Raw genomic sequence first — 13,476 nt, forward strand, 5'->3', positions numbered from 1 at the left:
GACTAGAATTAGGACTTAACCTCCCAAAATTACCAGTCAAGAGTAGTGCGTATGGCTGAATCATCGTCGTTTAACACTTCATCAGATGTGTCTTCAAAGCGTGTAGAACCCAGTGGAACAAAAGCTATTGATAGCATTGAAGTGACGGTGAATCAGGGAGAGGTGTATGTCGTTCAACCCGGTGGAGCAACCCAGCCCGTTGGTGCCACTGAAACCATTAAGATAGCATCTGGCCAAATGCTTTTAGCTGATAGCAATGCGAACTACATGGTCATGCAAAATGGTGAGCCGGTTTTAGTTGATTGGCCCTGTTCAACTTGCGTTCTGGTCGCTCCTTCTCGTAGTCCCTCCCTTTCTAGTGATACTGACCGTAGTTTGGAAATATTCCCCGAAGGTTTGGTTATCCAGCCTTTGGGGCAATTTCCTGATGAAGCCTCCTTTGCTCAGTTCGGGCTAAGCGAACAAGAGCTGGCAACGATTCAGGACCAGATATTGGCTGGAGCCGATCCAACCGATTTCTTGGCACCGCCAGCTGCCGGCTCTTCTGGAGGGGCTAGCGGTTCGGGAAGCGTTGGCAGCAGTGGCGAGACGGCCAATGGTGGTTTTGTTGTTATCAACTACAACGGCGATGCGACGTTGGCAGAAGCGGGTTTTGATACCCAGTTTGAACGTGGCGAGATTGCTGCCGAGGATGAGACTCCGCCGTTGTTTTCCCCCTCTGGTGGTGAAATTGGTGAGATGCAGTTAACTGAAGCTGATTTCTCGCCCAATACTTATCCTTCCGAGTCCTCAACACAAGTGATCGTAAGTGCCGGCTCACTCCCGTTAAGTCCTGATTCATTTACGTTCGATCAAGCGCAGCTAGCTGACTTGTTGGCAGAGCTCAGTACCGAGGTGACGTCTAGCGGACTACCTGTTGTCTTTACGTTTGATCCCGCCAGTAATGCGATTATCGGCATGAGCAACGGTAATACCGTGGTGACCTTCCAGATTTCAGCCGAAACCGGGGGAAGGGATGTCACTGTAACCGTCACGACTTTGTTGGAGCGACCGGTTGACCACCTTCCAGATGGGGAGGGGAGTGGTGGCCGAGTCACCAATATTGATGATGCGCTATCGGTGCTATTGCCATTGCAAGGGGCTGACTTGGCTGGTAACCCTTTGGATGCTCCACTGCAGGTCAACTCGGTTATTTTTGACGGCGAGAATCCATTGTTTGGCACCGATGCAGGTACCGTCATTGATGAAGCAGATTCACTTGGCATTGATATCGAAGGGGCAATCCCCTTGGATGTGGGCAGTGATGAAATCAACACTCTGGTGTTTGACACTCTTCAACCTGATTTGGACGGTATTACCAGCAACGGCTTTGAGACAACCGTATCAGTAAACGGTAACCAACTGGAGCTGGTGGATAGTCGTGGAGAGTTAGTACTAACTATTTCAATAAGCACTGATGGTAGCTATGTAGTCAATCAAATGCAGCCATTTGATGAGCTTGACCGTGCTGATTTGGTATTGCAATTAGCAGTAACGGCAACCGATTTTGATGGCGATAGTACCGATGGTTTAGTGGTGCTGATCAGTATTGATGGTAACAGCCCTCCGGGCGGGGAAACAGGTGAGATCACTTTTGTTGAGCCTGACTTGGCTCCAAACAATTATCCGGAAGCAGGGCAAGATACCATTGAGCTGACACCAGGCGTCGATAGGTTAGATCCCGATACTGTCACCATTGATGAACGGGTGTTGGCAGATTTTATCAATGAACTAGAGCAAGAGATAAGCTCGGGCGGTGAAGCGCTTACTTTTACTTATGACGATGCGACCGATGTGCTGTCTGGCGTAAGGCCTGATGGCGAAGTCGCCATGACGCTAACACTGACTTCCGTGCAAAGCGCCGATGGGTTGGGGATCACTATTACTGCTGACTTAGTCCAATTGCTGCCGCTCGATCACCTTACCAGTGGAAACAGTGATGGGTTCGTGTCTGTAAGCGGTGAACAAATTGTAGTAACGGTGCCGATCCAAGCCAATGATACTGACGGTGATTTCCTTGATACCCCAGCAATATTAACCACCACCATTATTGATGGGGACTTTCCTTCCTTCGACGCTGATTCTGGGGCTGAAATTAGCGACCCTGACAACACCCCTCCGGATCAGGTGGATACGGCAACTGGCGCGATTGAGCTGGATGTAGGCAGTGACGCTATAGCCAGTGTGGTGTTTGTTGATACCCCCGAACTTGCTAGTGTGGTTGCTGGCTTTACCAGTAACGGCGCGCCGGTTAGCTATCAAATTGATCAGAATCTGTTGGTGCTCCTCAATAGCCAAGGTGAGGCTATTCTTAGCGTAACCATCGCCAATGATGGCACCTATACACTTGAACAAAGTGATGCTCTTGATCAGCCTTTAGATAGCAATCAACTCCAACTGACTATCAATGTGCTAGCAACGGATGATGATGGTGATACTGACGATAGTCAAATTGTCCTGACCTTAAATGATGGCTCAGATCCCGCGGGCGGAGAAAGTGCCGTGGCTGCTATGGTGGAGCCAGATCTTGAGCCCAGTAACTATCCGGAAAGTATCGAGGCAACCTTGGGTATTGTCGCTGGCTCTGATCGTCTCGATCCAGATTCTATATCCATAGACCCAGCTCAACTTGCCGGTGTGATAGCGGATTTGCAAGCGGTACTGAGCTCGGCTGGTGAACCATTGGCAGTCACATTTGTTGAAGCCAGCGGTTTGCTGGAAGCGCGTTTGCCTGATGGAAGCTTGGTGCTAACGGTTGCGATTAGCAGTGTTCAAGCAGATAACGGTGACGATTTAACCGTATCGGTAATCACAACTCAACTTCAACCGCTCGATCACCTCGACACTACGCTTACTTCGCCCTATATCACCAGCAATGAAGAGGAAATTGTCTTTACCTTGCCGCTGATGGCAACCGATACCGACGGTGATGACTTAACCCAACCTGCAAGTGTCTCTGTGACAATTACGGATGGTGAGTTTCCCGCTTTGGCAGACGAAGCTGGAGTTAGCCTCAATGAAACCGACGATGCAAACCAGGTAGTTGAGGGCACGATAACTATTGATAAAGGCAGTGATGACATTGCTTCACTGCTGTTTGCCGATACCCAAGCAGAACTTAATTTTACTAGTGATGGCAATCCAGTCAGCTTGGTGGTCGGTGGGACGCCGGTAGGCAGTGAAATCACTTTGGTAGATTCGCTGGGAAATACCATCTTGTTGGTCACCATCAATATTGATGGCGAGTTTGAAGCAACGCTCAGCGGAACGCTGGATCATATCGACAGTGATAGCCTGCTAATACCACTTGATGTGGTGAGCACTGACGACGATGGCGACCAAACCTCTGGGCAGATAACCATTACGATCACTGATGGCGATGATCCTGCTGGTGGTGGCACTATCGCCGTCGATTTTACCGAGCCGGACCTCGCCCCGCCTGACCAAGCTCCAAGCGAATACCCGCTGACCGAGCAGCAATTTCAAGTGATTGTCGCGGGCGCTGATCGTTTGGTGCCGGAATCTGTCCAGATAGACCCTGATCAACTGGCTGTAATTTTGGCTGAACTTAATAGCGAACTAACGTCTGGCGGCGGAGAGGCACTGGTATTTAGCTATGACCCGAACACGAATGAATTAATTGGTGTGCTAGGCGACGGCACACCGGTGCTGACGATAGTGTTCACCCCGGTACAGTCCGGTAATGGTCAGGATATCGATCTGACCATGACAGTGACGCAATCGTCACCGTTGGATCATAATATCAATGGAAACAGTGACGGATTTATATCGGTCAGTGGTGAGTTGATAACGGTGAACCTGCCATTGCAGGCCACTGATATTGATGGAGATAACTTAGTAACCCAAGTCACAGCGATCGCTTCCATTACTGACGGGCCGATTCCTGAACTGGCCGAAGGCAGCAGTATCACGGTCAACGAAACTGCTGATCTTAACGTACCGACACCGGGTCAGGTTGGCGTGGACGTTGGTAGTGATGAAGTCGCAACGATTAACTTTGTGGCTGACCAACCCGCTTTTGATAGCCTGTTTAGCGATGGCCTTCCGGTGCAGTTTGAAGTGGTGGGCGGTAATACTCTTAATGCCTTTATTGATGTAAATGGCAGCCAGCAGAACGTGTTTACTGTGGTGATGACGTCGACCGGTGACTATACCCTGACCCTCAATAGCAACCTTGATCACCTTGTCGATGACACAATATCTTTGCCGCTTAATGTGTTAGTTACCGATGACGACAGCGACACCAATACCGGTATTGTTACGATTAATATCGAAGATGGTGATGATCCTGCCTTTGGTAATGACTCAGGTCTGGCACTCAATGAAGGCGATGATGGGACATCATCGGGGACAGGTAATATTGAGGTCATTCAGGGTAGTGACGATGTTATTTCCGTCTTATTCTCTGCCGCACAACCTGCGCTAGATAACTTAACCAGTAATGGTTTTGACCTGACGGTTACGGTTTCTGGCAATCAAATCACAGTGGTTAGGGCCGATGACCCGAATATTGTGGTGTTGGAAATCGATATTGATATTACCGGAGGTTACAGTGTCACTCAGTTGCAGCCACTTGACCAAGTTGCCGACTCAGATCTCGCGACGCTGGAATTAGCGATAGAAGTGACAGACCGCGACGATGACACAGCACAAGGTTCAATCACTATAACGATTGAAGACGGGACAGATCCTGTTGGTGGTAATACAACACAACTTGCGTTTACTGAAGGCGATCTTACACCTGATCAAGGTGAGCCTGGAATTGAACAAGGCTACCCGGTATCGGATGAAGCGGCGATCACCATCGCGGCTGGGGTTGATCGGCTAGATCCCGACACGGTTGCTCTCGACCCGGTTCAGTTAGCCACATTGCTGGCTGAACTAGAGGCAGAAATTACCGCAGGTGGGCTACCGGTAACTGCAACGTGGGATGCTACTACGGGTACATTAACACTTACTGCCGATGGCGAAACGGTATTAACTGCAGTTGTTACTGCTTTACAAAACAGCGATGGTGAGCAGGTAGATATTACAACCACAGTGACCCAGCTTAAGCCATTGGATCACAACGGAACGGATAATACCGGCTTGGTACGCCAGCAAGACGATACCATTGTCTTTGACTTACCTATCCAGGTTCAAGATACCGATGGTGACTTCTTGGAAACACCAGCCCTTATCACCACCACGATTACTGATGGTACTGATCCGGCTATCGAAACCATCCCCTCGGTCACGGTGCTGGAAAGTGATATTGATGAGGGAGGAGATTTTCATCCCGGTTCGACACCGGATGATGATGGGGAAACCGCCACCGCAACAATCACCTTTAATACCGGTTCCGATGAAATCGTTAACTATGAGGTCGATGTTGATGCGTTCAATACCGCGAATGCAGGCACGCTAACGGCTGGCGGGCAACAGGTCACCTTGGTTTTCAATACCACCAACAACACCTATGAAGGCCAAGTGAACGGTGTGGTGATCTTTGTATTAGCGTTTATCGCAACCGGCACCTCAGCCGATGATAGCTATAGCTTTACCTTGCTGGGTGCACTGGACCATGTTCAGCCAGATAATGATACCGAGCTGACGATTGAGTTCTCAGCTACCGCGGTCGATCAAGATGGCGACGCTAGCTCTGCTGTGACGTTTGCGGTAACGATAGATGACGATATTCCACAGACCCAAGATGCCGCCTTCCAATCGATAGAAGAAGGGGAGTCGACAGAGACCCTCGATGTACTGACGGTTCCTGAAGAAGGGGCCGATGATGCCGAAGTTACGGCAGTTATCATTGAAGGTGTTAGGCAGGAATTGACGGGCACACCTGATGCACAGGGTTTCTTTAGCTTTGACGTTAATCAGGACGGTCAGTTGCTCGGTCAGTTATTGATCAGTACCGAAGGTCAGGTGTTGTTTAATTCCCAATCAGATCTCGCCCATGGCGCCGAGCCTATTGTTGCCAATGTTGATTTTGAAGTGACCGATGGCGACAACGATACTAGCCAGAGTACATTAACGATCACTATCACTGACGAAGAACCGACTCTGGTGGTACAGCCTTCCGAAGGTGTTGAAGATCAAGGTCGGAACCCCGACGAATCGCTTGGCGATCCTACGACTGGGATCCCAATCAATATGTCGATAGATATTGGTGATGCGGATCGCGGCGAGCAGATCGGAGATGTATTTATCATACTACCCGCAGATCCTCACGGGCAGTTTTTCCTTAACGGTGTCGAGATCGTACCTGTTGGGGGGCAAGTGCAAATTGATCCCACCGCCTTTGTTGATCCCGATGGTGATGGGGTGTTCGAGCTACAAGGTGTCACTTTCGTGCCGGAGCCGGATTATTCGACCTTGTTTGAGCCGAATAATCTATTGGACTTTACGGTAACCGCGGAGGTCGTCACCGTTGATGGGGTAAATCAGCCTCTGCAAGATGGCACTTTATCTATCAGTGTATTGGGCATTGCTGATGAGCCGGCTTTCGCTGATACCGCAGTGTTTTACTATGGCGATGGCGAGGAGGACGGCGACAACATCAGCCTCAGTGAGTCATTTCAGGCACTGTTACAAGATACCGATGGGTCGGAGGATCTAACCTATTTTATTACCATCACTGAAGGGCAAGCCCAGCTCATTGGTGAGGGGATAATTGAAGTCGCGCCGGGTGTGTTTGAAGTGCCAGTGACAGCAGTCGATACTATTGAGATTGACCCTATCGATAATTTCAGCGGTGATATTCGCTTGAACCTGACCGCACAAAGTACAGAACTAGGGCACTTTGTGCCGGGCTCGGAAACGGCACAAATAACCGAAGAGATACTGTTGAATGTCCTTCCTGTTGCTGATGACGCCCAGCTCAAGGTCAGCCGGGTAGAGTCACTAGAAGATGAGCTTATCACTCTTGCTCCGCTTATCGAGTTAACCGAACTGGATGATCTCGATGATGACTTCGGGGTTGAAACCCTGTTTGTCCGTATTTCTGAACTACCCGATGGCGCATTGCTATCACAAAATGGCGTGGTCCTCACTCCAGATGCCGATGGCGTGTATGAAATTCTCTATGAAGAATTAGATCAGGTCGTGCTGATCCCGGTACCGGAAAGTAATGTCGACTTTCAATTCAAAGTAGAAGGTATCGTTAAGGATGTTGTTGATATCACCCTTGAAGACGGCACTGTCGAAACGGTCGAAGATGTCTTGGTCACACCGGAGCAGTTTATTGAGGTGGCATTAACTGGCGTGGTTGACGAGCCTGAGTTTGAGCTCGGCGGCAGTAACTGGACCGAAATTGTTGGTAGTGAAGTCCCCGGCATTGAAACCACGGTTGATGAAGATACCGATGCGGTACTCGATTTTAGTTTGGTATCCGGGGAGTTGGCCAATGCGCCGCTGGATGAGTCTGAAACTCTGACCTTTGTGGTTTCTAATATCCCTGAGGGAACCCAAATTTTTGATGCTGAGGGCAATGAGCAAACGCTGGTCTTTGTTGGGTTTGATGACGATGGCTTACCCCGCTATGAAGTGAAGCTAACGGGGGAAGATATTGGTGATCCTGATCAGCCCGTGGCTATTAGTATCCGCCCGCCGGAGAACAGTACAGAAGATATCGTACTCGATGCCAATGTTGTCGTAACAGAAAATGATGGCGACCAAGGTGAATTTGAATTTCAGCTTGTTATTCACATTGAACCTGTTGTCGATGCCGAGGACTACACGCGCCAAAGTAATGGATTGGAAGATCAGCCGATCAACCTCAACTGGCAACCGGTAATAACCGATAGCAAAGAAGTGGTGACCGGTTTGGTGATTAACAATATCCAGCCTGGTTATGGTTTGCAGATAAATGATGGTGGCACGATTACCACTTTAGCTGTCGATGCGGCGGGCTCTGTCACCTTGACTGATGCGCAATTGACCCAGTTATTGAATGGTGCCCAACTGCAGCTGTTGGCCCCGGAAGATTCAGATTTAAATCTCACTGGCGCTACGGCTATCACCACAGAGGTAATGATTACTGAAGTGGATGTTGATTCGCCAGCGACCGATGTCCAAGCGGTCAATGGCACTTTGAATGTCATTATTCAGGCAGTGGTAGAGCCGGATGCCGAACTTGGAGTGACGCCTACAGGCAGTACTGATTTTGTCGATACCATCGTCTCTATTGACGGCAGTTTGGATCTTGGTGGCGGTCCAGACTCTGATGGTCAGATCGTGTTTGAAGATCTCGATCCCAACAGTGACGAGATCATCTTGTCTGTTGTGATCACCTTCCCTGATCCCGAAGCAGACTTTGTTGTCATTGGTGGTATCAACAACGGTGATGGTAGTTGGACAGTACCTCAGGGCAGTTTGGGTGACATCCAGATCCTCGCCCCTGCTGATTTTATCGGTACTGTGGACATCGCCATTGCTGCTCAGGTGCAAGATCAGAGTGATGATGTGGACCCTAGTGCCATTGAGATAGTAAACAGCACCCTGACCATAGATTTCCAAGGGAATACGCTTAACGATCAATTTGCGGCAGATATTGTGGTGGATGACAGCATTATTGTTACCGGTGAAGAAGATACGACGGTGACTTTGGGGACTTTCCTTAATCAGATTGTGAGCCTAAGCACAGTCGGGGAAAACCAGGGAGATGATGAGCTTTCATTGGTGATCAGTGCTGCTAGCTTGCCTAATGGGGCCACAATCTCCGGCATGGATTTCAACTTTGTCACTGGTGAATACGTGATTAAAGTACCGGTGCAGGCGGATGGTAGCGTCGATTTATCCGGTATTACCTTGAATCTCCCGCAGGACTTTGCTGGTGATTTCATTCTTGATGTGAAATACGTCAATACCGATACCGAAAGTGGTGATTTCAATGAGTTAGTCGATACGATTCCGGTGCGAATCGATCCCATTGTCGATGTTCCCGACAGAACTGGTGACAATGTTCGGGTGCCAGATATTGATGTCTCTGTAGTGGAAACCCAAGGGTTGGATGCGAACCGCCAGCCAGTTGAAGGTGGTGAACCCGAGGTGATTTACCCTGATATCGCTTACGAGGACGGCACCATCATCCTCGACGTTACTGCGACCGTTGCCGATATCAGCAACACTACCCTAGAAGGTCTCGAGACCATCGAGCTGGCTGTAATTAGTGTTGGCGCTGCTGGTGGCTTTTTGCTTAATGCTGCGGGTGAGCAGGTGACCAGTCTGACGATCACCGATATCAGCGAGTTAGGTGCGATTCGCTATGTTCCTCCACAAGACTTTAGTGGTGATGTCTCATTGGATGTGGCTGTCACGATTGTTGATACAGCCGAATATGATGAAACTACAGGGGCGGCTATCCAAACCGATACAGCCAGCTTTGATGGCAGCATTATTTTTGAAGTGATAGCGGTTAATGATGAAGTGAACTTCATCGGGATTGATACTCCGGTTGAGGGCGATGAAGACAGTGGTGCCATCAGCTTTGCCGGTATTAGTGGAAATGTGGTCGATATTGATGGTTCTGAATCGATCTTGTCGATAAAAATCGTCAACGTACCGGAAGGTTTTATTATTGACGGTGCAGATAACAATGGTGGGGGCGAGTGGAGTGTTGCCGTGCCTCCTGGTAGTGACTCTTTTGATTTAAGTAGCCTTGGCCTTATCCCCCCTAACGATTTCAGCGGCTCGGTAGACTTGGATATTGTCGTGTTTTCCAAAGAGGATAGCTTGGAGTTGCCGGTTGAAAATACTGCAACTTTCACCGTGGTGGTAAACCCCATTGCGGACAGGGTCGATATTGATGTCACTCCAACAGCCGAAGGCACCGAGGATGACAATATCGACCTTACCCTCAACATCGAAGCCTTTGATGATAGCGATAGCTATTCAGGCACTGGAACTAACGTGTCAGAAAACCCACCGGAAACGCTGCAAATCCAAGTCAGTAATGTACCTGATTCGAGCCAAATTGCTCTACCTGATGGTGTCACAGGGACAGTAACGGATCAGGGCGGCGGTGTGTGGTTGGTCACTGTTAATAGTTCAGCTCTCGATAACCTCGTATTTATTCCCGGCGATGCTAACAGTGATAACTGGGATGGGCAATTAGACTTGGAAATCCGCGCTGTTGACCAAACCGATGTGGCGACAGACGATATTGCCCAGTTCGTGACAAATAACTTGGATATTGAAGCGGTTAACGATGCGCCAGAATTGCCAGATATTAGCGATCAAACCGTAGAGGAAGATACTCCTTTGGTGATCAATAGTTTGAATGTCACCGATATTGACTTCGATGAGACCGGTAGCAGTGGGGTGATGACGGTAACCCTCACAGCAAATAATGGCGGTTTGACGGCGGTTGACACCACAGGTGTTACGATAACCGACAATGGCAGTGCTGCAGTCACCTTGGAAGGTAGCCTTGCTGATATTAATACCGCCTTAGCAGCTGGGATCACTTACCTCGGTAACCTCGACTTCAAAGGTGATGATGTCATTACTCTTGTTGCCAACGATAACGGTAATGTCGGCTCTGGCGGGCCGCAACAGGCAACGACCATTATCAATGTCACTGTCACCCCGAAACCGGAGCCACCGACCTTGGAGTTAACGGTTCCCCAGCTAGCTGATACGCGTGCTACCTTGGGGACATTAGTGCCATTGCTAGGGTTGGCGGTGCTCCCTGCTGATGCCGATGAAACCTTGTTTGTTGAAGTGCGTAACCTTGGAGCAGGGCGGTTGGTTGACAGCTCCGGGGTTGAAATTGGTACTGATAACGGTGATGGTAGCTGGCGGGTGGCAAGCACAGAGCTGGACGATATATTCGTTGCAGATCTCCCTGAAGGTGCGAACAACTTAACCTTGGTCGGTATCTCGCAGGAAATTGATGGCAGCGAAGCCGAGTCGACCGAGCTGTTGATTGGAGTCCGTATAGATGATTTAGCCAACACCGGCAATGACGTTGGTGCTGGTGATAACGACGCCGAGAACCTTGTCGTAGGCAGTGACGCCGATGAGCGTCTGCTCGGTGGGTTGGCCGATGACATATTGGTTGGTGCTGGTGGCAGTGATGAGCTGCTTGGCGGCGTAGGTAATGACGAACTGTGGGGCGGTGAGCTTAATGGTATCGGAGACGGTGCAGCAGATGTCTTTACTTGGCAAGCATCGGATGTGTCCACCACCGGCACGCCGTTTACTGATACAGTGAAAGATTTTGAAATTAACCTCGATCAGCTAGATATTGCTGAGATCTTACCGGATAACGATGAGAGCGACCTCGATCGGTTGCTCAATAATATCACTGCCAATATTGATACCGATGACGCCGTGAATCTTTCGGTTGCAGTAAGCGATACCTCACAGCAGAACATCACCGTTGAAAATATCGATGTCGCGGCATTAGGGCTGGGGACGGGCTCGACATCGAATGAAATTATTAATGAATTATTTACTAACGGGGTGTTTATTGTGGATTGAATTGGTTACTGCTTTGACCTGAAAATGGCTTAACATTTTCTTTTGGATATTTAGTCTTAGCTGAGTGGTCAGCGTTGTTTTGCTCTGCGTCCCGCTAAAAATTATCCACAGCAATCCAGTCTTCAATGTCTATTGAGATAGTATTTTGCTAGAAAATGCGCATAATCTTGCTATACAACACTCAAAGAAGAAATTACCTATGACTGATTTTCAATATTACTTTCATCAACTTCCTTGTTTTAACTGTAAAAAAAACACAGTAAGCACTGATCTTGGTTGGTTAACGGCTGCGATGAAAGATGATGTCCTAGCGCAAATGGCTGCGATAATCGAGCAAGGAAACGTTGAGCCAGATCTTTCGGTGAACGTGACTTGTACTAAAGACGAAGCGCGTGATTACTTATTGCTGAATTTCTACGGCTACCCAGAAGAAGAACTAGCGAATCAAGTTGAAGCGGAAGATGAGCAAGAAGTCGCGGATGAAATAGCAGAGCTATTGGCAGAAGGTAACGATACAGCAGTCTTTGAACATGAAATCGCACTACAAAGTTGTACTGATTGCGACATTGATTAAGAGTCAAACTAAGCGTAATCATTAAATTTAATCATGCTCATCATACCTAGCATGATGTTCTATGTATTTCAGGCGTTAGCAAAGTAGAGTTTGCTAGCGCCTTTTCTTATCTGCGATTTTAACCAGCATGACTGATCAAATATTTATGTAGGTTGGTATTAATACCAATCTTCGAGATCACATTTATCCCAAATATTCATCTTGTCACTATTCAACCATGGCACTTTAGTCTTTATGATTGTTTTTGTACTCATTGAATAGGACAAGGATCGTCATGAAGAATTCGTTTAATCACGCTTTACCTAATGCTCAGGGTTACTTTGGTGAATATGGCGGAAGTTTTATTCCTGAAGAGCTGCAAAAAGTGATGGAAGAAATCACGGCAGCCTATGATGAATGTCGCCAAGACCCTGCGTTTCAGGAAGAGTTAGCGCGTTTATATAAACACTTTGTTGGCCGTCCGAGTCCTATCTTTCATGCCGAGAATCTATCGGCTAAATACGGTGCGCCAATTTATCTAAAGCGTGAAGATCTTAACCATACAGGGGCTCATAAGATTAACCATTGCCTGGGTGAAGCCCTTGTTGCCAAGAAAATGGGCAAGAAAAAGTTGATTGCCGAAACGGGGGCCGGCCAGCATGGTGTCGCGCTCGCTACCGCAGCGGCTCTGGTTGGATTGGAGTGTGATATCTATATGGGCGAGGTCGATATCGCTAAAGAGCACCCGAATGTCGTTCGTATGCGTATTCTCGGCGCCAATGTGATACCGGCGACTCATGGCAGAAAAACGCTGAAAGAAGCGGTGGATGCAGCGTTTGAAGCTTACTTGAAAGATCCTATCAATCAGCTGTATGCCATTGGTTCAGTTGTTGGCCCGCACCCATTCCCGATGATGGTGCGTGATTTCCAATCGATTATCGGTAACGAAGCCCGTGTTCAGTTCAAGGAGATGACTGAAAACCTACCAAACAACTTGGTTGCCTGTGTCGGTGGTGGCTCTAATGCTATGGGGCTGTTTACCGCGTTTTTAGATGATAAGGATGTTGCTATTCATGGCGTTGAACCTGCAGGACGTTCCTTAACGGAAGTGGGTGAGCATGCTGCAACGCTGTCATTGGGTGAGCCGGGCGTAATGCACGGCTTCAAATCCTATATGCTCAAAGACGAACAGGGCGAGCCACAAGAAGTTTACTCGGTTGCCAGTGGCCTGGATTATCCATCGGTGGGGCCGCAGCATAGTTATTTGAAAGATATCGGCCGAGTGAACTACGGAACAGCCAACGATAAAGAATCGTAACCGTTCACCAGACCCCCATTGAAAAATCATTTGTGATCCATCGCACTTGATCCGCTTTTCCTTCTTGAGTGAT

Annotated in this window: 2 protein-coding genes and 1 pseudogene; all 3 read left to right on the forward strand. The window is 48.6% G+C overall.

Translation table 11 applies throughout. The features are described 5' to 3' along the window. Positions 1-51 precede the first annotated feature (51 nt). Positions 52-11,532: a retention module-containing protein gene (locus NHN17_RS11645; RefSeq protein WP_255042698.1), complete on the forward strand. Its 11,481-nt coding sequence runs from the start codon at positions 52-54 to the stop codon at positions 11,530-11,532. 199 nt (positions 11,533-11,731) lie between these two features. Continuing rightward, the gene (locus NHN17_RS11650; protein ID WP_255042699.1) at positions 11,732-12,106 is read left to right on the forward strand and encodes a hypothetical protein; all 375 of its coding nucleotides are present in this window, start codon (positions 11,732-11,734) and stop codon (positions 12,104-12,106) included. 274 nt (positions 12,107-12,380) lie between these two features. Then, a pseudogene (gene trpB, locus NHN17_RS11655) lies at positions 12,381-13,400 on the forward strand (tryptophan synthase subunit beta); the annotation flags it as partial. Positions 13,401-13,476 lie beyond the last annotated feature (76 nt).

The organism is Photobacterium pectinilyticum, from assembly GCF_024357955.1.
Taxonomy (GTDB): domain Bacteria; phylum Pseudomonadota; class Gammaproteobacteria; order Enterobacterales; family Vibrionaceae; genus Photobacterium; species Photobacterium pectinilyticum.

Coding starts and splice junctions, on each gene's coding strand:
- NHN17_RS11645 (WP_255042698.1), top strand. CDS start 52: ATGGCTGAATCATCGTCGTTTAACACTTCATCAGATGTGTCTTCAAAG.
- NHN17_RS11650 (WP_255042699.1), top strand. CDS start 11,732: ATGACTGATTTTCAATATTACTTTCATCAACTTCCTTGTTTTAACTGT.